Source organism: Methanimicrococcus stummii (assembly GCF_032594435.1).
Classification (GTDB): domain Archaea; phylum Halobacteriota; class Methanosarcinia; order Methanosarcinales; family Methanosarcinaceae; genus Methanimicrococcus; species Methanimicrococcus stummii.
Genome location: NZ_CP131062.1, coordinates 1,400,787 through 1,423,359, shown reverse-complemented (window position 1 = coordinate 1,423,359; position 22,573 = coordinate 1,400,787). Strand labels below are relative to the sequence as shown.

Below are 22,573 nucleotides of genomic sequence, written 5' to 3'. Positions count from 1 at the left end.
ATATATAAAGACTAATCCTTTTTAAGTTTCTATTTTGGGAGACAAATCACAATTCCATGAAAATTTTCGTGAACATTCGTTCATTATAAATGTATTGGAATTTTAAAACAGCGTTGTAATCCAAGTCTACCGAATGCGAAATTGTAAAAATGCGTGAAATTTTGTTATGCGCGTCGGTCGGCTTGATTTAATTTTTTTGACACATTGTTTCAAAAATTTTGCTTGCCAAAATCATTCAAAATAATGTGTGATATTTTCCAAAAAAATTATTTTTTATTATTTTTTTGGCTCTTTTTTTGGTATTATTCTCAACGTTTTTTAATCCTTTTTGAGATATTTTACGGAGTTTTAAAGGATTTTTATTAAATTTTAATGGAATTTTTATTAAATTTTAAAGGAATTTCCGAACGGACGGCATTCAAAAGAATGCCGTCTCATTTCGTTTTATTCCGAGTCTGTTTCGTTTTTATTTTAAGCAGAATCAGTTTCCTGCTGCGACTTTTACTTTTGAAACCGCGTCGGATGCGCTTTCGCCGTAAATGTCTGCGCCGATTTTGTCAGCCCAGTCCTGTGTGCACGGCGCGCCGCCGACCATCGTTTTAACGGAGTCGCGAACGCCTGCTTCTTTGAGCTGTTCTTCGATCTGAATCTGGTTAATCATGGTTGTTGTCATCAAAGCGGAAGAGCCGACCACAACGGGGTTGTGTTCTTTGACAGCCTCAACAAAAGTTTTGATCGGAACATCACGGCCCAAATCAACGACATCAAAACCGGCAATGCCGAGCATGGAAACGACAATGTCTTTTCCGATGGAGTGGATGTCGCCTTCAATTGTGCCGACGACAATCTTTCCCTTGCTTTCGGTTTGCGCTTTTGTTTTCTCCAATTCCGGCTTCAAGATTGCCATTCCTGCGCCCATTGCTTCGGATGCTGCCAAAAGATGGGGGAGGAAAAGTTTTCCGGCTTCAAATTCAACGCCGATGTCGGCCATTGCCGCTGCGTACGCTTCAATAATCTCAACAGGTGCAACGCCTGCTTTGAGACCTTCTTGTGCTGCTTCTTCGGCCATTTCGCCGTCGAGTTCCATAATCGCTTCTTTTGCCATTGCAATAACTTCATCTTTACTTGCCATAATTTAAACCTCTGTATATTTTATTCAATTAGATTTTGTATTCTTTGTCTGCCTTGTCAACGATTGCTTTCATTGCCGCGTAGATGTCTTTGTCAATCGGGGGGACTTCATAATTCTTCATGACATCAACGACAACGTCGTGTGCTCTGTCGGCTGCGTCTTTTGCGCCGGCTGCTTCCCAGTCGCCGAACATTCTTCTGTCGAAGAGTTTCGGGGAGGACGGAAGGTCGACGAGTTCTCTTGTCTTCTTAAGCGCAAGGAAGTTGTTGCCGATGCCGACTTTCTTGATCTGGTCAACGCCGAGCGTTTCTTCCGTAACCGGGATGCCTTCCATGGATTTTTTGACCATTGCGATGATGTCGTTGTCGATAACGAGCTGTTCCATCGAGAATGTCATACCGAGTTCAAGCATACCCGCACCGTAAATAGTGTTGGAACCGGCGAGTGCCGCGTACAATGTCGTAATTGTTTTTTCGTGGCCTGCTTGTCCGTCGGGGACTTTTGCGTCGGTCTATGCGCCTGCGACATACGCGGGGAGACCGTAGAATTTAGCGAGCTTGGAGACACCGGCGCTGATAAGGCCGAGTTCGGGGGAGCCGACAGGCGCTGTTCCCATCTTCAAGTCGAAAGTTGTGGTGGAGCTGCCGTAGTAAACGGGCGCGCCCGGGCAGGTAATCTGCGCAAGAACGATGCCTGCGAGAACTTCCGCGTTGTGCGTCACGAGTGTTCCTGCAAGGTAAACCGGTGCGGAACCGCCGGACATTGCCATGGAAAGGACATTGATCGGGATGTTGTATCTCGCGCCTTTCATGATAACCTGGCAGGCCTGGCCGCTGAGTTCGAGCGGGCTGGTCGGGCAGACCAACATGGACATCAAGGGTTTTCTCATGGCTTCCTGTTCGTCGCCGCCGTACCAGGCTTTGAGAATTTCCCAGTAAATTTCGACGTTTTCGCCGACGGGGTCAATGTCATTGTAGTGTTTTTCTGTGCTGACCAAAGGCGTGAAAACCTCGTGGACATCCTGTGCACCTTTGCCGGCCCAGTCTCTTGCGGAAACAGGGAGGGAGAAGTAGTCGATGTTTTCTGCCCAGTCGCAAAGTTTTGCGATGTCGGCGACATCTTGCTCGACGGAGTCAACGGTTTCGTATTTGCCGGGCGCGACATAGTTTGTCATCTTAACGCCGGTACCGAAGCAAGTCCAGTGGACTTTGCCGCCGCATTCCTGAACGGTGTTGTATTTTTTGTTTCTGCCCCAAAGAGTGAATCTGGACGGTGCAGTCTGAAGCGCTCTTCTGACGACAAATTCCGGAATTTTGACAACTTGGGTCTTTTCATCAACAAGACAGCCGTTCTCTTTTAACAAAGCTCTGGCTTCTTCGTCGGAAACCTGGATACCTACGTCGATGAGAACATCCATCGTTGCTTGGTGGATTGCTTTTAACTCGTCCTGGGAGAAAAGCTCAAATCCAATACCGTTGAGCGATTCTGTAGCTGCGAATGCATTACATTTTGCCATATTTTTTAGCCTCTGTTATACCTTAATAGACATATGTTAAAACACACAATTTGACGCGTGTTATAAATCAAAATTGCCGAAACTCGGCTCGTTTTTGCTGAAATTTATTGCGGATTTTAGAAATTGTTCAAATTGATTCAAACAATTTCTTTCAAAATCCAAATCATCCAAAATGATTACTGCTTCACTTGATTTCTGGCGAAATCACAGCAGTTGATCTTTGTGTCAAGGACTTTTTCGATGTTCATTTTTGCAGCGATGCCTTTGGGTGCGCCCGGAACGGATGTAACAACACCGATACCGAGTTCTTCTCTGACATCTCTCATTGCATATTCGTCCGCTAAATCGAAGACATCGACGCCGACTTTCTTGGCGACGTATTCCTTTGCGTCTTTGATTCTCATGCTCTTGGAAAGCTGCATACGCGCGACAAGGTCGCCGCCTGCGCGGATACCGGTCATACCGGAAGCCATGATGTGTGAAATCGGCATGCCGAGCGGGTCGCCGACACCGATCTAAATACCGTCTGCGCCTGCAATTTCGACAATTGCTTTGCTTGCGCGTGTAACGGCGTCAATCGGGGGTGTTTCAAGCATCGGGATACCGCCGACACCCATACCCATATCGGCATGGATCGGAATCTTGGAAACTTTGCAGCATTCTTTTGTGAATGTGACTGCACGGGCAAGGTTCCACGGAAATGTCTTGCTTGTGTTTGTGTTGACGGCCGGGCCGAAAATGCTTGCACCGGCTTTGGTTGCAAGCTCGACCTGCTGGTGCGGCCAGAGACCTGCAAGGACTGTGCCTTCGAATTCGAGCATGCCGTGCATACCAATCCAGCTTTCGCCGGCGCTGCCGACTTCGATATACATCTCCGGGAATTCTTCGCGGAGTGCTTTAACCGCATTGAGCGTGCCGTACGCGTCTGCGTCGCCTGCCGCGCCTGTCGTGTCAAGGTTCACACCATCGGCACCGGACGCCATCAATTTCTGCATGATCCAGATGATGTCGCGGGTCAAGTGTTCTGCGGAGTGTTCCATGGAAGCGAATGCTTCTTCGAGTTTGAAGGCTTTGAGCAAGTCTCCGGGGTTCTCGAACGGTCCGTCCGGAGTATAATAAAGACCCATGTTCGGCATTGCGCCGTAGAACAACGGGACAATCATATTCTGCTGCGCGACTTCCATCGCTTGGCATTCCTGTGAAACGATGGGTTTGACAGGCTTGTAACTGTAATCAATATGACCGAGTTCCATTGTGTCTGCGCCGAATGCGCGTTCGTGCATCATCATACCGACAAGACGGCTGGATGGGATACCGACGCCGCTGTTACCCTGGTCGCCGTCGAGACGGATTGTACTGATGTCGTGGGACATCGGAACTTCCATACCGTATTCAACGGAAACGGATTTGCCGGGCATTGTACAGATTTCGACAATCTTGTCGATTTCGTCTGCGGAGAGTTCGGGAACACCGCCGTAGTCGACTGCGTTTCCTGCGCCTGCGAGGGCATCTTCTTTGATCTGTTCTTTTGACATGGAGACGCGTTTACCGTCACCCATTCTTAAAATGTATTCTGCTGCCATTTTAATAACCACCTTTATTACAACAAGAGCGTTTTGGCTTTGTCCACTGCTTCCGTTGCGTTTTCTGCATAGCAGTCTGCGCCGATTTTCTCAGCCCATGCGGTTGTTGCGGGTGCGCCGCCGACCATGACTTTGATGTTGTCTCTCATGCCGTTGGCTTTGAGGAGTTCAATAATCTCTTTCTGGCCGTTGAGCGTGGTTGTCATTAAAGCGGACAAGCCGACCATGTCAGCGTTGTATTCTTTGATGGCTTCAATGATCTTGCCGTTTGGAACATCTCTTCCAAGGTCGTGAACTTCAAAACCCGCTGATTGAAGCATTGTAGAAACGATGGATTTGCCGATATCATGAACATCGCCTTCAACCGTGGCATTAATAATGACTTTCTTGACGGTTGCGCCGGCTGAGCCCATGTCGAGGGTGTCAACAGCGGCTTGCATACCGTTTGCTGCCATCATGACGTGGGGGAGGAAGACTTTTCCTCTCTCGAACTGGTCGCCGACTTCGGTCATGCCTGCTGCGAGACCGTCGATGATTTCGACACTGGACATGCCGTCATCAACTGCTTTCTTTGTAGCTGCCATGATAACATCTGCTTTACAGCTGACCATCGCGTCGGATAATTCCTTTAAAAGTGCTTGTTTATCCATTATACTTACCTCTGTTAGGATTAATTTCTTCAAAATTTTTGACGTTTTTTCCAAAATTTGTATTTTGGATTTTCCGGATTTTTCAGTAGATGCAAAATCGAATGCACTCCCCTATGTACAATCTGAAATCTTATCCGTGGAGTTATTGTACGAGTCGTTTAAATGGTCTGGAATATATATAGTCTAAATCGTTCCGACTTTTTTTGACGGAAAGAATGCGTTAATATTTGGTAATAATTCTACATGACATATTATTACAAAGCTGTTGTAATTTTTACAATATTTTGCGATTTGTCAAGATTATATTATTTTTCGAAATTCGTTTTTCTTATCATATTCTTCTAAAAAATCGGTTGTTCGGGTTTATTTTTTAAAAACACGCTGAAAAGTGTCCGGAATCCGATAAAATGATCCATTATTTTCAATTTCGATTAAAATTCTTGAAAAATGAGTTTAAAATAAGGTGCAAGAGATTTGATTTATTTTTCAGTTTAAATATGATTTGTATTTGTCATGACAAATTTGATATATTCATTCAAAAAATAAGGACTCTTGAATCAATTTTTAAGAACAATTTTTAAATTTATGTTTTTTTGAAATATTAATTGATTTTATATTTTTTTCAATGAGTGTCGCGGTTTATTTTTTCAAATTCTTTTTTTTAAAAAAATCAAAAAAATTGAATTTTTAATAATCCGGTTGTAAACTCGGTCGTAAAATAAGAACGGCCATAAAATAAGAACGGCACTAAAATAAGAGGTAATCAAATAAGAAAAAACATAAAATTAAAATGTAAAATTAAAAAACGTAAACAACAAAAATAATAAAAATAACAATAATACGCGAAAAATACAAAAATAAAAGCCAAAAAACAGAATGTCAAAAACAAATGAATGAGAGTCGTCATTCCGACTCTCGGAAAATTAAAAATGAAAATTAAATCAATCGGATTCAATTCTCGGGGCCAACAGGAATGTCACGTGACAAACGGCAGGTGCAACATCGAATTCGATTAAAATCGGGAAATCGCAGCCGATTGAAAGTGTCACTTCATTGGCTTTGCCTGCGGATTTAATGATGTCAAGCAAGTAGTCCAAGGAGAACAAAGAGTTTGCTTCGCCGGATTTGAGATCGATTAACTGATCTGTTCCCATTTCCAAACGAACCTGGTCGGTGTCGCCTTTCGCTTCCATGAAGAAAATATCGCCTGTAACGCCGAGCGTCATGTGGTCGCTGATTTTTTCAGCGGCTTTGACGGCGCGTTTTAAATCCTGACCGTTCAAAACGACGCGGGCCGGGAGGTCCAATTGCGGGACGCGCGGCTCGGATCTGATGGTGGACGGGTCAAGCAAAGAAAGCGTGTAGGAAAGACCGCCGAAGTTCAGGTGAAGCTTTTGCGCGGCCATGTCAAGTTCCATGTCGACGAGTGTCTTTTTCTCGACGATTCCGAGGATGTCGTTGAGTTTAACAAGGTCAATGCCAACTTCGGTTTCATCCGCTTGATAGCTTTCAAAAGCCTCGGATTTTAAGTCGAAGATGACCATCGCAACGTTTGCGGCATCAACGGCTTTGACGGAAATGCCGTCCGGTTTTACTTTCAAGCGAACTTCACTGACGATGACGGAAAGCGCCGTAATGGAATCTCTGAGAAGATCAATATCGATTGAAGCTTTGAGCATAGAAATCACTTTTTTGAGTTAATAAACGCGTTTATAATAAATATCAAATGAATTAATAAATGTAAAAAGATGACGCAAGTCAATTTTTACTGTTATAACCATTTACAGATATAAATATTTAATATCCGTTTTAAACGGACATTTTAAATTTAATCGTATTCACGCCAGGTAAAAGCGCATTTTGTGCATTTGAAGAAACGTGTTTCCGATTCGTCGGCGGAACGGAGCTGTCTGAGCCACCAGTACGCGACTCTGTTTTTACATTCGGGACAGGTCGCATCGGTTGTCGGGAGGCCTTCTTCAATGTCGCCTTCCAAAACAACGACTTCGCGTTCCTGAATATCGGACTTGAAAGTCATTTCGGAAGAGTCGTTCATTGCGGATGTGCAGCCGCATTTCTTGCATTTATATTCGCCGCCGGAGGGCATCATCATGCTTTTACATTTCGGACAAAATTGCATTTTGAATCACTTACATTTTATTAGATCCTGTGTTAAACAGCAACGACCGCCAATCAGAATTATTCTTCTAAAAAAAGCGCGCGTCAAATCATTCAACAAAGGGTTTTTGAAAATAATTTATTAAAGAATGTTATCTCATGAATTTAACCGTTTCGTTTACGATTTTTTTAGCTGTCATCGCAAGCCTAAAAAATAAAGCATAACGGGAAAGAGAATCACCCCCATTAAATTTGATTTTTTAACGTGAAGAATCACCGGCAGAAATCCGATTAAAACCGCGGCGGCGAACAGGATTAAACCGTATGAGCCGCAAGTGACAAAGATTAACGCGGTCAGCAGCAAGAGAACAAACGCCGAAATTTTTCGATAATCCGTTTTTTGAAGAATTTTCGGAATTTCTTTGCCGAGCCGGATTGTCGAGAAGTAAGAAAAGAGCGCGCTGAGCAAAATGACGACGTAAAACAAAATAAAAAGCTCAAGCATTTCGCCTTCAAACATGTTATCTGTTGTCGAAAATCCGGCATCCGATAAAATATCACGAATGGATACGACAGCACCGTTTCTGGTTTTTCCGATGGTGAAAAACGCCAAAAGTCCGAAAACGGCGTTTGCCGTGTTGATCGCAGAAACAATGACAATATATTCTTTCGCCGCCGAAATTTCCGTGTCTTCCGTTTTTTGTTCGTTTGAATCCAAATCATTCTTTTTGAATAAACTTGCCAATATCGCGGCAACCGATGAAGAAACGCCGGGAATCCACGAGACAAAAGCGCCGGCGGCCGTTCCGAGGGCGGCGTTTTTGAGAAACTGATTCGCCGGAAAACCGGTTTTTGTTTCCGGAATTTCCGCCGGTTCAGATTTTGAAACTAAACTGAGAATCAGCTGCGGGACGCCGAACAAGCCGCTGAGAAGCGGCATCAGGACGGAGGCGGAAGATGCTGCAATCATCGGGTTTAAGCTGCCGTCCATTTCAAACGCGATGACTCCCAATGATCCTGCGATTAAAAATACAATTGTCGCGGACATGATTTTGGAAGGCTTTTTCTCGGAAAGCAGAAGAATGAGCGCAAGCCCGAGCAAAATCCATCCCATTTTTGTTTCCATAATCGGGTAGAAACGTGACAGAAAATATGCTGTCGGGATAATCATTATGAATGAGAAGAGGACGGATGCCGCGCTTGCAAGCGCGGACAGGCGAATCGCGAACAAGCCGAAGCCTGCCATCAGCAGTTTGTGGCCGGGAAGAACCGCGAAAACGGTTTCTTCGCCGGGCGCGCCGAGGAAAATCGCCGGAATGATGTTGTGAAACGTGTGCGAAACGGCGCAGGCGAGAATTGCGGTGCAGAGCAGAACTGGCGACATTCCGAAGCCGTAGAGAAATGCGGCGGCACTTGCCAGAATGACGGCGATATTGTTGACGTGAATTCCCGGAACCATTCCGGTCGCGATTCCGAAAATCCAGCCGCCGATAACGCAAAAAATAAACGCGAAAGCGAAATTTTCAAAAATCAATGAAACGGCGGCTGCAATCATATCTTTCGATTAGACGGAAAGTCATATCAAGCTGCCGAAATTTTTGAAAACATAAAGTTTAAATGAGACCTGTTTTGTTTTTCATTTCATATTATATATGACAGGTTTGACTTATGACAACAAAATGCCGAAAATGCAGCACGCCTGCAATCATTTATCAGCCGTATTCCGGCCTTCACTTATGCAAAAAACATTTCTTTGAAGATGTGGAACGCAAAGCGAAGCTGACGATGCGCCAGCGCTATCCGGTGAAGAAAAATGATGTGATTGCGGTCGCGTTTTCCGGCGGCAAAGACAGTTCTGTCGCGCTTCTTTTAATGCACAAAATATTCGGCGACCGCCCGGATATTCGAATTGTCGCGATTACGATTGACGAAGGCATTGACGGCTACCGCAATTTTTCAATCGAGCGGACGCGGGAAATGACGGCACAGCTCGGCATCGAACACATTGTCAAGTCTTTCAAAGACGAATACGGAAAATCCATGGACGAGCTCGTCACCGAAAAGAAAATGGTTGAAAACCGTTACAGCGACGACAAAAAAGAAGTCGGCCCGTGCAGTTACTGCGGCGTTTTGCGCAAGAAAATTCTTAACAAAACGGCGCGCGACATCGGCGCGACCAAACTGATTATCGGCCACAATTTGGACGACGAGGCGCAAACGATTATGCTCAACCACTTCCGCGGCGACGTGGAACGAATGGTCAGATTCTCGGCAGCAAACGAACTCGACGGCTTTATCGTTCGCGTGAAACCGCTTCGAAAAATTCCGGAAAAAGAAGTCGCCCTTTACGCTTATTTAAACGATTTGCCGATGGAATTAACCGCGTGCCCGCATTCGTTTGGCGCTCTCCGAAAAGAAGTCCGCCGTTTGCTCAACGGCTTTGAAGTCAACCATCCGGGAACAAAATATTCGCTGGTGCGCGGATTTGATACGATGGTTCCGCTGATTTCGGAAGCGCTGAATGTTTCGGATATGAAAAACTGCCAAATTTGCGGCGAGCCGTGCAATGATGACGTTTGCCAGGCATGTAAAATGCTTGAGAAGAAAGCGGTTGAATAAACCACACAGTCAATAAAAACGTAAAGCGTAATTGACTCAGTCAATCACAAATAAATAAAGATAAGCCAAACATAAAATAATGAATGTCAGAAGAATGTTTTTCATTTTAACGACGTGAATCGCGTGATCGAATGCTTCTTCCGCGGTTTCTTCAATGTGATGCAAATCCATAATAATGCCTCTTTTTTAATTTCATTACTTTATTATTTCATTTAAATGTTGCTTTGTTTTTGGTTTTGCCGCGATTTCCGTTTTTTCCGTGCCGCCGCCGCGTGCGAACAGTTCGGATTTTATGATTTTCTAAAAATCAATCCTCGTTTTTAATAATTTTAAAATATGATACCGCCGTTTCTCACCCGAAGCTATTATATCATTTTCGTTTAATAGATTGACATCTTATTGATTTTATTGATTTATTTTAAATGTGATTATCATGACATTAAAAGAACTCAGAACACACTTTACGGGAGAAATTATTCCCGATGCGGACAACGGCAAAACCGTGACGCTGGCCGGATGGGCTCACGAAATCAGAGACCTCGGCGGCATTACTTTCCTCGTTCTTCGCGACAGAACAGGACGCGCCCAAGTCACGCTTGTGAAGAAAAAAATCGATGCCGAACTTTTGGAAATCGTTAAAAGAATGAGCCGCGAATCCATCATCACCGTGACCGGAACCGTCAAGGCGGAACCCAAAGCGCCCAACGGCTTTGAACTTCTTCCGGAAACAATTACTGTCGTCAACGAAGCCGGATCTCCGCTTCCGATGGACACGACCGGCAAAGTCGACGCAGAACTCGACACGCGCCTCGACAACCGTTTCATGGACTTGCGCCGCGAAGAACAAACCGCTGTTTTCGTCATCCGCGACACCGTTCAAAAATCAATCCGCGACTTCTTGGAACAAAACAAATTCGTTGAAACCACGACTTCCAAGATCGTAGCCGCCGCAACCGAAGGCGGAACAGATTTGTTCCCGATTAACTATTTTGACCGCGAAGCTTTCCTCAACCAAAGCCCGCAGCTCTTTAAACAAATGCTCATGTCCGCCGGACTTGATCGCGTTTATGAAATCGGACCGATTTTCAGAGCTGAAGAACACGACACAAGAAAGCACCTCAACGAAGCGACATCTATTGACATTGAAATGAGTTTTGCCGACCACGAAGATGTCATGGAGCTTTTGGAAAACATGATCGTTTACGTTTACGAGCAAGTCGTCGAGAAGTGCCACAAAAACCTCGCCGTTCTCGGAATCGAACTTCAGATCCCGAAACTGCCGTTTAACAAATACACTTACGAGCAGGTTTTGGACATCATCAACAACGAAATTCCGGAAATCGAAGACAAAATGGTGTTTGGAGACGACATCGGAACGCAAGCCGAACACCTTTTCGGCGAATACGTGTTTAACAAAACCGGCGAATCCCACTACTTTATTATTGACTGGCCGACGGAAACCAAACCGTTTTACGCAATGCCCTACGAGGACCGCCCCGAAATTTCAAAGAGTTTCGATATGATGCACCGCATGATGGAGCTTTCTTCCGGCGCTCAGCGCATTCACCAGCATGATATGTTGGTCGAAAGCATCGAAGCCAAAGGCCTCAACCCTGACGGCTTTGAATTCTATTTGAAAACTTTCCGCTTCGGCATGCCGCCGCACGCGGGATTCGGTGTCGGCGCAGAGCGTTTGGTGATGACGATGCTGAACTTGGACAACATTCGTGAAGCGGTTTTGTTCCCGAGAGACAGAAAGAGACTCTCCCCCTAACGGATGGGAAAAATATGACAGACAGAAATCAAGCGAAAGAATCTCCCGAAAAGAAGGCGGCCGGAATTTATGCCGCCTCCTTGGTCAAAGACGGCGATGCCGTCGGACTCGGAACCGGATCCACCGTCGCTTACACGATTAAAGAACTCGGCCGCCGTGTTCGTGAAGAAAATCTGAACATTGTCGGCGTTGTGACTTCCTATCAATCCGAAATGATTGCAATTGATGCCGGTGTTCCGCTGACATCGCTTGCCGAAACGCCGCGATTGAATATCGCGATTGACGGCGCCGATCAGTTCGATGAAAATCTTTTCGCGATTAAAGGCGGCGGCGCGGCGCACACGCGTGAAAAAATCGTTTCCATGTCCGCCGATCGTTTTGTCGTCGTTTCCGACCCCGCCAAAAAAGCGAAAACGCTGTCCGTTTTTGTCCCGATTGAAGTCATGCCGTTTGGAAGAGCGCTTGTCATGCAATCCTTAAAAGACATCGGCGGCGACCCGACGCTTCGCGCGGCGGCCAAAAAAGACGGCCCGGTCATCACCGACAACGGCAATTTCGTGGTTGACTGCACTTTCGGCGAAATCAAAGACCCGAAAGAACTCGCGGCAAAAATTTCTCAAATTCCCGGCGTTGTCGAACACGGCATTTTCATGAATGTCGATGAAGTCGTCATCGGAAACGCTGACGGCACCGTTGAAATTATTAAACTTTAAAAAAAGTCGTCAAATCTTTTTTGAATTTGTCCGGAAGATTCGGATTCCGAATCGTCTCCGGATCTCTTTTTCTTTTCTTCAATGACATAACCGCTTGCGTCAATGCCGATTTCGCGATAAACCTGACCTGCGATTTTCGGGCCGACCAAGCCCGCAACGGTTGAAAAATCAGCCGGCTTAAACGATTCTTTTGATTTAAATCCGGCGTTGTAAAGCTTGCGCGCGCGAACGCGTCCGATGCCGCGGATTTTAAGAAGCGGCAGCAATTGAATGGACGCGCCGTATTGAAGGCGCAATTCCAAATCGGAAAACAGCCCGGCACTCGGCGATCCTGTCATTTTCAAAAGACGCGCGCCGGCGTTTGCAATCCACGCCGCGGTTTCTGAAAATTGACGAATATCGCCTTCGCCGACATCAAATTCTTTTGAAATCTCATTCTCCGGCGTTTCCGAAATCCAACGATAAAGCAAAATTGCCGTTTTCAATTCGCCCAAAAACCAGTCAAATTCGGCCGGCTTTGACGTCGGCGGCATTGAAATAATGTGCTCGCAATTTTCGGCGGCAAATTCCGAAACCGGGATGTAATCCGATGTTTTCATGTAAAGAAGTTTCATGTCCGTCGTCATGCAAATTAAATGAAGCAGACTGATGTCGGTTAATTTCATTTTTTCCGATTCCGCCTTCTGAATATTTTCAAGAATCACGGACGCTGAAAGCGGATCCAAATAAAGTTTTGAAACCAAAGAGCCGAGTTTCGTCGGCACAAGCGGATAATCGCCGTCTTCCTTCGTCGAATTGATTTTATCCGCCGTCACAAACGGACTTGTTTTTTCAACGGCAGGCTCCTCAGTTTTTCCTTTGTCTTCAAAACACATGTTCGATTTGATTAAAAAATCCAAACACGTGTCAATCACCGTTTTTAATGTAATTGTACTGAGAAGTCCTCTCTGGTACGCGAAAAATGTATCTCTGAAGAAATCAGAAAGCTGATTGCGCGTATCGGCAAAACCGTTTGAAATCGTTGACAAAACATGCGTTCGAAGCGCATTTTCCGCGCCGAGTCTTGATTCCACCGCTTCCGGCTCAGCTTCGATATACATCTCTTTGAGTTTGTCAATATCTTCTTCTTTCGTCGCGATTAAAACGGATTCTCCGTACGGATCCAAGTGCGGCCTGCCGGCGCGCCCGGCCATTTGTTTGTATTCCATCACCGGAATCATTTGCATGCCTTCATTTGAATCATAACGCCGCCACGCGGCGATAATCACGCGCCTTGCCGGCAGATTGAGGCCGGCTGCCAGCGTCGGTGTCGATGAAATCATCTTGATTTTGCCGGCCAAAAATGATTTTTCAACCAGTTCGCGCTGGTCGGCGGAGAGGCCGGCGTGGTGGAACGCAACGCCCATTCGAATGCAAACGGCAAGCGTCTTCGCAGCATCCGTGTCGCTTCTGTCCGTAATTTCGGCTGCCAAATCCAAAAGTTCGGCCTGCTCGGCAACCGTCAAATAAGATTGAATCACAGAGCCCGCTTTTTTTGCGAATCCCGCCGCATTTTTCCGGCTGTTTGTAAAAACCAAACACCGCCCGCCGCTTCGAATCGCGTCAGCGGCAAGCGAGACGCCGGCTTCTTTTCCTTTGCCGACGAGTTCGATTTCTTTCACCGTTTTCTCTTTTGTATGAACGACTTCGCCTTCGAAAACGCCGTCAAAATAAACGCCTTCGTACAGTTTTGTCGGCCGCCAGTCGCTGACAACGCATTCGGCTTTCATCCAATCGGCGACTTCTTTTGAATTTTGAATCGTCGCAGAAAGCGCAATAATTTGCATTTTCGGATTCAATCGTCTTAATTTTGTAATGACGATTTCAAGCGTCGGCCCGCGGCCGGGCGAATCCAGTAAATGAACTTCGTCTAAAACGACAACGGAAATCTGAGACAGCCAATGCGTTTCATTACGAATCAGCGAATCTACTTTTTCTGATGTCGCGACAATGATGTCGTTCGTTCCGATATTTTCGTCACGCTCATCCAAATCTCCCGTCGAAATTCCGGATCGAAACCCGAGTTCCCGAAATTCTGAAAAACGGCGGAATTTTTCGGAAGCAAGTGCGCGCAGCGGAACGACATAAAGGCATTTGCCGCCGGCATCCAAACTTTGAAGCATGGCAAGCTCTGCAAGAAGCGTTTTTCCGGAAGCGGTCGGAATGGAGATCAAAACATTTTTTCCGTCAAGCAATCCGGCGGAAATTGCTTTGGATTGCGGCGGATACAATTTTTGAATCCCGGAATCCGTGTAAAACGATTTCGTGCGGTCAGAAACCGGCAGATTCTCTATCGGAATCCAAATGTCTTCGGTTTTCGCGGAATCTCCTTTTTCTTCTTTTGAAACGCTTTTCGTTTTTTTTGCAGTCACGGTTTGCCTCAAATATGATTTGAAAAAATAACGGCGGTCATAGAATTTAAAGACTGCCCGAGCGGAACGAAACTAATCAAAATTATAAATCTCTGAAAAGTGAAAATACAAAAAATGTGAAAAAGAATGCGAAAACAGAATGCAAAATTAAATTTGAATTATATGAAAAATAAAAAAGAAATGTAAGGAATTGTTTTCCTTACATCAGAAAGGCAATCGATCCGGTGCGAAAAGCAATCTGAGCTTTCCGATAAACGGAACCTTAAACTGAGATGTGCCGATAATCCATTCTTCTTTAATCGGTGTCTGGAGACTGATTGTCGTTTGCTGGTCCAACAACGGATTGGTTTGCTCATTATCACCTTTTGTAATATATCCCGCATGCGGCGCTGTCGGTCCGCCCGGCCACATTTCTTCACCGGCTTCAACGTAATACATCGCGCGGTGAATCACCGGAACATAACTTTCATTGCCGTACGGGCGGAACAAAATCACATCACCCGGACCGCCGAACTTAATGCGTGTTTTGGACATATTCTGAGCATCTTCATATGTCACGACATCTGCTCTGTCGATACTTCTGACAAAAACAATGTCGCCGACATTCATATTCGGTTCCATGCTGCCGGAAGACACGACATACATCGGTGTCCACAAACCGAAAACAAGATAACAGATTAACAAAAACGCGATGACAATGCCTAAAACAATGCCGACGTCTTTCGCCAATCCTTTTAATTGTTCATTATCTAACATAACTTCACCTGCATATAAATAAAAGAAAATAAAAGTTATTATCAACGAAATAATAAATAGATTTCTTATAAAAGAATCGTTTTGTTTATATAAATATTCCAGTCAAAAATCCGTAAAATCGGTTTTTTTCAAAAACTTCATAAATTTTAGAGAATTTTAAAATCAATAATTAAAGAATTTTAGAGAATTTTAGAGAATTTTAATTCTTTTTAAGAATTTTTAAGATTTTCAAAGAATCAGAGAGTATTTATTTCAAGGAACAATTCTGAGAAATGGTTTTTGCAGTTTAATTTACGCCGAGAGATTAAGAATGGATGAGACAGCAATTTTAGAAAAAGCATCTGATGCCGGCTTCATGATTAACAAAGAAGCCGTTGACTTTTTGGTCGGCTGCCGTCTCTCCGAAGATAAGCTCTCAATCATCTTTTCTGAAATCGACGCGTCGGTTTTTGTGATTGAAACCGAACATTTGACGGCGATTGTTCAGGAATTGGAAAGCCTGACGGAAGAGCCGCCGTCGTTTTTGTACAAATATTCGTTTGACGACAACATCGTTGACGTTTTGGAAGACGTGACGGAAAAGACAACCAGCGTCGGCGAATACAATCAGTTTGTTCAGTATTTCAGAGACCGGTACACGCGCATCAGCGAAATGATTCGGTCCCGCGTCAGCGCGCGCCCGATCGAAAGTCTGCCGAAAGGAAAAGGCGTCAAACCGCTGTCCTCGCGCGAAAGCAATTCCGAAATCACAATTATCGGCATGGTTTCCGAAAAAACAACCACCGGCAATCAACATATCGTTTTAACGCTCGAGGATCCGACCGGAACGTTTCCCGTTTTAATCAATCAGCGCGATTCGGATTTGGTGGAACAGGCGGAGAAATTGATTTTGGACGAAATCGTCGGAATCACCGGAAATCTCACGCCGGAAGGCACGATTTTAATGGCGAGTAAAATTACGCAGCCGGACGTGCCGAACAATTACACGTCCAATCGCAAAAGATCGGAAGGATACGCGCTTTTTATTTCGGATATTCATGTCGGCAGCAAGGAATTCATGAAAGAAGAATGGGAAATCTTTTTAGACTTTTTAAACGGTAAATCCGAGAGTCCGCAGCTTCAAAAAATCGCGTCTGAAGTTCGTTTTATTGTCGTTGCCGGCGATATTGTTGACGGCATCGGCATTTATCCCGGGCAGGAGCTCGACTTGGAAATTACGGAAATTTTTAAACAATATGAAGCGACGGCGGAATATTTCCACCGGATTCCGCAAAATATTCACGTTATCATCGCACCCGGCAACCACGACGCCGTTCGCCGCGCCGAGCCGCAAATCACGTTTCCGAAAGACATTCAAAGACTTTTCCCCGAAAACGTCACGTTTGTCGGCAATCCGTCCGTCATTTCTTTAGACGGCGTTTGCGTTCACATTTATCACGGCTGTTCGATGGACGACATGGTTTCAAGCATCAAAGGCGTTTCTTATCAGGAACCGACAACGGGAATGGTTGAAATGGTGAAGCGCCGTCATCTCGCACCGACTTACGGCAGCCGCGTGATGATTTCGCCGGAAAAAAAGGATTATTTGATTATCGACAAGGTTCCCGATATCATTCATTGCGGTCATGTTCATACAATCGGCATTCAAAATTACAAAAATATTCTTTTGATTAATTCGGGAACTTGGCAGGCGCAAACCGATTTCCAGAAGAAAGTCAACATTGTTCCGAATCCTGCGAAGGTTCCGTTTGTGGATTTGAGAACGATGAAGCCGGGCATTTTGGATTTTAATATCAGCAATGACTGAGGAGTGAGAAAATGACAATCGTTGCATTCGCGGAAAAAAATAAAGCGGCTGAAGAAATTGCCAACATTTTGGGAAAAGGCAATTACAAGCGCACTTCTATTGAAGGCATCGCCGTTTATCGTTTTCAGCGAAACGGCAAAGATTGGGCGATTTCGGGTCTTGCCGGGCACATTATGAATTACGATTTTCCGGCCGAATACAACAGCTGGACCGGTGTCGATCCGGGCGCGCTTTTGGATATTTCGCCGATTAAAATGGTGACGAAGGAAAACTTCGCGTTCGCGATTGAAAAGTTGGCAAAGGAGGCGGAAGAAATCATTTTGGCGTGCGACTACGACCGCGAAGGCGAAAACATCGGTTTTGAGGCGAAGGAACTCGCCGAACGCATCGCGAAAGTTCCGATTAAACGCGCGCGGTATTCGACTTTTTCTCAAAAGGAAATCGAAGAAGCGTTTGACAATCCGGGCGAGCCGGACGAAGCGTTGGCGATGGCTGCCGAGACGCGTCAGATTTTGGATTTGAAAATGGGAGCGGCGTTTACGCGCTATGTGACGCTTTCCGTTCGCGAAAAGGCGTTTACGAAGGAAATTCTGTCAATCGGTCCGTGTCAGACGCCGACGTGCGGTTTTGTCTACGAGCGCGAAAAAGCGATTCGTGAGTTTCAGCCCAAAGACTTTTGGAAAATTACGGCGGATTTCGATGCCGGCGGAAATATTTTTACAGGAACGCACAGCGCCGGAAATATTCCCGAAAAAGAAAAAGCCGATGAAATCATGGCGCGGATTAAAGGCGAAAAAACGGCATCGGTTTTTAAGAAAACAGTTCGCGAACAAAATTTGGAACCGCCCGTTCCGCTCAACACGACGGAATTTTTAAAGCGCGCGTCCTCGTTTTTGAATATCAGTCCCGAGAAATCATTGGAAATTGCGGAACAGCTTTACCTGTCGGGTTTGACGAGTTATCCGAGAACGGAAACGAACAAGTACGCCGATGATTTCGATTTTAAAGCGATTTTAGGGGATTTGGCGAAAAATCAGGAATACACAGAAACGGTTTCAAGAATCGTCACCGCGCCTGCCGGAATCAAATGCAAAAACGGTCCGAAAGACGCGAAAGACCACCCGCCGATTCACCCGATTCGCGGCGCGAGCAAGCAAACGGTCGAGAGCATGGTCAAACTTCCGGGCGCGTACGCGGTTTATGATTTGGTTTGCCGCCACTTTTTAGCGAATTTAATGCCGGCCGCGGTTTTTGAGAAAACGAAGCTGGAAATGAAAATTAAAGAAGATTTATTCAACGCGGCCGGGTCGATTAAAAAATTCGCCGGCTGGCTTGACATTTACGATTTTGAAACGAAAAACGACAAGTTCCTGCCGAATATCGATGAAGGCGACACAACCGGCGTTCAAAAGATTTTAAACACTGCTTCGAAAACCGCGCCGCCGAAAAAGCTGACCGAAGCCGAACTTTTGACGCTGATGGATAAAAACGGAATCGGGACAAAAGCAACGGCGCCGACGCACATTGAAACAAACAAGAGGCGCGGCTATTTCGAAGCAAAGGGAAAAACGCTTTCCATTCTCAACACCGGCTACATGTTAATGGAAAGTTTAGACACGACGGTTCCGATTCTGATTCAGCCGAAAATCCGCGCGCAGGTTGAAGAATTAATTCAGCAGGTTGAAGACGGTAAAATCACAATGAATCAAGCCGTTTCAACCGGGACGGAATTGATTAAAAAAATGTATGCCGATTTGGCGGAAAACAAAGAGAAGCTCGTCACAAAACTCAGCGGCAGCATTAAAACGGAAGCCGCCGAAAGCGACAAAAAGAATTATGTCGGTGTTTGTCCCGTTTGCCAAAACGCGCTTCGAATCGTGACAACCGATAACGGCCGCTTTGTCGGCTGCGTCGGCTATCCCGATTGCTCTCAAACGTACGCGCTTCCGAAGACGGGCGCGCTCACAGTTCTTCGAACGAAAAATTGTCCGAAAGGCGGCGCTGCGGTTTTGGATGTCGGCAAGAAATACGAGTGGTCAGTCGGCGTCGGCCCGTGCTTCGGCTGCGACCAAAACGTCACCTGCAACCCGCCCGAAGTCGTCGGCAGCTGCCCGCGCTGCAAAGACGGTGAAATGGAACTCATCGAATACAAAGACGGCCGCTTCCTGAAATGCACACTCAAATGCGGTCACACGCAGTCTTTGCCCGACAAAGGCAGAATGACAATTCTGGATCAAAAATGCGAAACCTGCGGCTGGAACATGTTCCGCGTGAAAGAGCAGGGAAAAGATGCGGTTGAGTTTTGCGCGAACCGGAGATGCAAGGCGATTGGGAAGCGAAAGGAAAAGGAGTGAAAGGCGGCGGTGCGCGTGAAAGCGGCATCTTTCAAAAATATGAAACCCGAAATCGTTTTTTTTACAATTTGTTGATTTTCATTTTTTAAGAAAATCTTTTAATCTTACCGAAGTCTTTAACCTTTAAATGATTTTAAAAGCGAATTAAAATCGATTTCTAAAAAAATGATTTCTAAAAAAAAATTCAAAAACGAATTTGGAGTGGTGTTTATTATTAGAAAGGTGTTCATGAATGAAGTGGTCCGATACACGAAAAGAGCTTGAGTTTATTGTCAATGTGAGTCCCGTTGTCGTTTTTAAATGCGGGGCGCGCCCGGGACTGCCTGTCGAATATGTTTCAAACAACATTATTCAGTTCGGCTACCCGCCCGAAGAATTCAGCGACTACAATTATGAATTTGAAAACATTATTTATCGCGATGATTTGGAAAAAATCAGAGCGCAGTTTTCCGAACATTCGGCAAAACCGGAATCTTTCGGGTTTACCGTCATTTATCGCCTTTATACAAAATTCGGCTCCATTCGCTGGATTGAACAAAGAACGTTTATTATTCGAAACGACGACGGCAATGTTACTCACTATCAGGGCCTTCTCTTTGACATTACCGACCGCAAAAAAGCCGAAGATGAAACTGCTTTAAACCTCGCCCGTCAGGAAGTTCTGCTTAAATTAAAACGCATGGGCGGCTATTCTTTCCAGGAAATTATCGATTACGCGCGCGAAGAAGCTGTTCGCCTGACCAAAAGCAAAATCGGCTACATCGCGTTTCCGACACCGGACGAAACCACTTTAATCATGCATTCCTGGTCCAAAAGTTCCATTCGCGAATGCTCGATTGACGAACAAAGCCGGCCGTATGTTTATCCTGTTCACCGGACCGGTCTTTGGGGCGAAGCCATCCGCCAGCGCAAACCGTTAATTGTCAACAATTATCAATCCCCGTCTTCTTTGAAAAAAGGCTTTCCGAAAGGTCACGTGACGCTGTCAAGCTACATGCACGTTCCGATTTTTGACGGCGGCCGAATCGTTATTGTCATCGGTGTCGGTAACAAGGCCGATGAATACGATGCGAACGACATTTACAATCTCATGCTTTTAATGCACGGTCTCTGGGAAGTTATTCAGAAAAAGAGACTCGAAGACACGCTCAAAGACCGCTCCGCAGAACTTGCCGCGCATTACGCGAAATTGCGCTCATCCGCGCTTGTTCCGCAAGAATTTCTTAACGATATTCAAAATGAAACCGATTCAGACAAGCAGCCGACAGACCACTATTTGAGGCTGATGGAAGACGAGGTTTTTTTAATGTCTTACGACCGCCAGCAAAAGGCGATTGAAGAAGGTCTTTTGCTTGCGAATCGAATCAAACATTTGGTTGATTCAATTTATTATTTAAGTATGGGCGGCAGCAATGTCCGATACGATAAATTCTCAATCATTGATTTTAACAGCTTAATCGAACACGTTTCATTGAATACGATTTTGCTTCTCCGAAACAAAAATTTGACGTTTAATCGGGATATGTCAGAAGATTTTCCGAACGTTTTGGGCGACTACGACAGTTTGGAAGTCGTGTTCACGACGCTGATTGAAAATGCTTGCCTGAATTCGCCGGCCGGCGGAATTATCGGCGTTGAGGGTTCGGTAAAAAGCGATTTCTTTGAAATCCGCATTTCCGATTCGGGGCCGGATTTGGACGAATTGTCTTTGCCGTATCTGTTCCAAAGCATTGTCTTTGTCGGCTCCGGCCATTTCCACGCCAACAGGCTTGAAGGTGCAGAATCCGGTTTGTATGTCGCGAAAGTGATTGCTCACAAACACGGCGGCGACATTTGGGGCGAGCGAAACCCGGACGGCGGTTCCGTTTTTGTCATTAAGCTTCCGATTTTAAGTCAAGCGGATTCAAAAGCGAAGGGGGCGGTTTAAATGACAACCGAATTAATCGGAACGCTTTTCCTTTCGGAAAAACGCAAAAATTTGATGATTTATTTGCTCGACGGCCCGATGTCGATTGAAGAAATCAAAGAGAAGCTGAATGTGACGACGAGCGCCATTATGACGCAAATTAAAATTTTAATGGATCAAGGGCTAATCGTCTATGAAGGCAACGTTTATTCTTTAACGGTCGTCGGCGAGGTTATTTCTCAAAAAATGATTCCGCTCTTGGCAACGTTAGACGTTTATTCCGACAATCAAAAATATTGGTCCGAACACAAACCGGCGTTCCCGCCGCATTTGCTTTCTCGTCTCGGCGAGCTGCAGAATTGTGTTTTAATCGAGCCTGAGCTCAGCCGTTTGTATGAGCTGCCGCTGAAATTCGAAGAAAATTTGCTGGAATCCAATCGCATCCGCGACGTTTCATCTTTTTTCAGTCCGGTTTATCATTCCACTTACGTTGAATTGATGCGAAAAGGCGTTGAAATTGACATCATTCTCTCGCCGATTGCGATTGAAAGATTCAAAACCGATTACAGCAACCTTTTGGAAGAATATTTGAATCACCCGAACGCGCGCATTTACGTCTACGAAGAGCCGATCGAATTCGCGTCCGCAGTCGTTACCAATCATTTTGTTTCGGTTTCTTTGTTTAACAATAATAATATCTACCACAATCACTCGCTGATGAGCTTTGAAAAGCCTTCGATTGTGTGGGGCGAAGACTTGTTCAATTATTATTTAATGAAATCCGAAAAAATCGAATGATTCTTCCGTTTCTTTTTTTATTTTTTTGAAAAACGGGAAACTGGTTTTGTTTTATTTCTTAAAAAACCAAGGCTTCGGTTTCATTTTATTTTTTAAAAATCAGGGTTCGATTTTATTTTATTTTGTTTTAAATTGGTACGGCTCGCGCGCGGCGGCGGTGACGACCGCCGGAGACAGCAATGGCAGCGGCAACAGTAACAGCGGCAGCAGCAAACAGCGCAGGACTAAACTGTTTTTAAAATCGTAAACAATCGTTTTTAAATCGGGGTCAATTGGGACTTCTTGTACAATTACAACGGCGTTGTAATTATCAATACAAAAAATCCGGTTAAACAATCTTTTCTGATTAAAAGGCAATTTCTGATTAAAAGTTTTGATAAAATTTTTTGAATAATTCTCGTTACTGTATTTGATTTTATCACCCGATTTAAGTTAT

The 22,573-nt window shown here is 45.1% G+C and carries 16 protein-coding genes and 2 pseudogenes; 7 read left to right on the top strand and 11 right to left on the bottom strand.

What is annotated here, in order from left to right; genetic code table 11:
• Positions 1 to 481: 481 nt before the first annotated feature.
• From MmiEs2_RS06735 to MmiEs2_RS06705, 7 genes and pseudogenes are all read right to left on the bottom strand, one after another.
• Complete coding sequence (locus tag MmiEs2_RS06735) at positions 482 to 1,132, bottom strand: methyltransferase cognate corrinoid protein (RefSeq protein WP_316559110.1); 651 nt, start codon at positions 1,130 to 1,132, stop codon at positions 482 to 484.
• Between the two features lie 28 nt (positions 1,133 to 1,160).
• Positions 1,161 to 2,648, bottom strand: a pseudogene (mttB, locus tag MmiEs2_RS06730) ([trimethylamine--corrinoid protein] Co-methyltransferase).
• A 176-nt stretch (positions 2,649 to 2,824) separates the two neighbouring features.
• A pseudogene (gene mtbB / locus MmiEs2_RS06725) lies at positions 2,825 to 4,231 on the bottom strand ([dimethylamine--corrinoid protein] Co-methyltransferase).
• 17 nt (positions 4,232 to 4,248) lie between these two features.
• A complete protein-coding gene (locus tag MmiEs2_RS06720; RefSeq protein WP_316559109.1) occupies positions 4,249 to 4,881 on the bottom strand; it encodes a methyltransferase cognate corrinoid protein in 633 nt (210 codons plus the stop codon).
• A gap of 941 nt (positions 4,882 to 5,822) precedes the next feature.
• Positions 5,823 to 6,560 carry a DNA polymerase sliding clamp gene (locus MmiEs2_RS06715; protein WP_316559108.1) on the bottom strand — a complete coding sequence of 246 codons (738 nt, stop codon included), beginning with the start codon at positions 6,558 to 6,560 and terminating at the stop codon, positions 5,823 to 5,825.
• 149 nt (positions 6,561 to 6,709) lie between these two features.
• Complete coding sequence (locus MmiEs2_RS06710; RefSeq protein WP_316559107.1) at positions 6,710 to 7,021, bottom strand: transcription factor S; 312 nt, start codon at positions 7,019 to 7,021, stop codon at positions 6,710 to 6,712.
• Positions 7,022 to 7,195: 174 nt separating this feature from the next.
• Positions 7,196 to 8,533 carry a tripartite tricarboxylate transporter permease gene (locus MmiEs2_RS06705; RefSeq protein WP_316559106.1) on the bottom strand — a complete coding sequence of 446 codons (1,338 nt, stop codon included), beginning with the start codon at positions 8,531 to 8,533 and terminating at the stop codon, positions 7,196 to 7,198.
• A gap of 134 nt (positions 8,534 to 8,667) precedes the next feature.
• Between MmiEs2_RS06705 and MmiEs2_RS06700 the strand changes: the two genes are divergently transcribed.
• Entirely contained in the window at positions 8,668 to 9,618 is a 951-nt protein-coding gene (locus MmiEs2_RS06700; protein WP_316559105.1) for a TIGR00269 family protein, read from the top strand.
• A gap of 36 nt (positions 9,619 to 9,654) precedes the next feature.
• On the opposite strand, the gene MmiEs2_RS06695 is transcribed toward MmiEs2_RS06700, so the two are convergent.
• Positions 9,655 to 9,789: a hypothetical protein gene (locus MmiEs2_RS06695; protein ID WP_316559104.1), complete on the bottom strand. Its 135-nt coding sequence runs from the start codon at positions 9,787 to 9,789 to the stop codon at positions 9,655 to 9,657.
• Positions 9,790 to 10,051: 262 nt separating this feature from the next.
• On the opposite strand from MmiEs2_RS06695, the gene aspS reads away from it, so the two are divergent.
• Positions 10,052 to 11,392 carry an aspartate--tRNA(Asn) ligase gene (gene aspS / locus MmiEs2_RS06690; RefSeq protein WP_316559103.1) on the top strand — a complete coding sequence of 447 codons (1,341 nt, stop codon included), beginning with the start codon at positions 10,052 to 10,054 and terminating at the stop codon, positions 11,390 to 11,392.
• 14 nt (positions 11,393 to 11,406) lie between these two features.
• Positions 11,407 to 12,105, top strand: coding sequence for a ribose-5-phosphate isomerase RpiA (gene rpiA / locus MmiEs2_RS06685; RefSeq protein ID WP_316559102.1), 699 nt, complete (start codon positions 11,407 to 11,409; stop codon positions 12,103 to 12,105).
• Here the strand turns inward: rpiA and MmiEs2_RS06680 are convergent.
• Together MmiEs2_RS06680 and MmiEs2_RS06675 are read right to left on the bottom strand one after the other, a co-directional pair.
• Entirely contained in the window at positions 12,102 to 14,516 is a 2,415-nt protein-coding gene (locus MmiEs2_RS06680; protein WP_316559101.1) for an ATP-dependent DNA helicase, read from the bottom strand. The two genes, rpiA and MmiEs2_RS06680, sit on opposite strands and share 4 nt — an antisense overlap.
• Positions 14,517 to 14,720: 204 nt before the next feature.
• Positions 14,721 to 15,272 carry a S26 family signal peptidase gene (locus MmiEs2_RS06675; protein WP_316559099.1) on the bottom strand — a complete coding sequence of 184 codons (552 nt, stop codon included), beginning with the start codon at positions 15,270 to 15,272 and terminating at the stop codon, positions 14,721 to 14,723.
• A 310-nt stretch (positions 15,273 to 15,582) separates the two neighbouring features.
• Here MmiEs2_RS06675 and MmiEs2_RS06670 point away from each other — a divergent pair, with 310 nt between their 5' ends.
• From MmiEs2_RS06670 to MmiEs2_RS06655, 4 genes are all read left to right on the top strand, one after another.
• Positions 15,583 to 17,079 (top strand): DNA-directed DNA polymerase II small subunit, encoded by a 1,497-nt coding sequence (locus MmiEs2_RS06670; protein ID WP_316559098.1) that lies wholly within the window; start codon positions 15,583 to 15,585, stop codon positions 17,077 to 17,079.
• A gap of 11 nt (positions 17,080 to 17,090) precedes the next feature.
• Positions 17,091 to 19,433, top strand: a complete 2,343-nt coding sequence (locus MmiEs2_RS06665) for a DNA topoisomerase (protein WP_316559097.1) — start codon at positions 17,091 to 17,093, stop codon at positions 19,431 to 19,433.
• Positions 19,434 to 19,665: 232 nt separating this feature from the next.
• Positions 19,666 to 21,360, top strand: coding sequence for a sensor histidine kinase (locus MmiEs2_RS06660; RefSeq protein WP_316559096.1), 1,695 nt, complete (start codon positions 19,666 to 19,668; stop codon positions 21,358 to 21,360).
• Positions 21,361 to 22,137 carry a helix-turn-helix transcriptional regulator gene (locus tag MmiEs2_RS06655; protein ID WP_316559095.1) on the top strand — a complete coding sequence of 259 codons (777 nt, stop codon included), beginning with the start codon at positions 21,361 to 21,363 and terminating at the stop codon, positions 22,135 to 22,137.
• Between the two features lie 117 nt (positions 22,138 to 22,254).
• Here the strand turns inward: MmiEs2_RS06655 and MmiEs2_RS06650 are convergent, their stop codons facing one another.
• Entirely contained in the window at positions 22,255 to 22,473 is a 219-nt protein-coding gene (locus MmiEs2_RS06650) for a hypothetical protein (RefSeq protein WP_316559094.1), read from the bottom strand.
• Between the last annotated feature and the right edge of the window lie 100 nt (positions 22,474 to 22,573).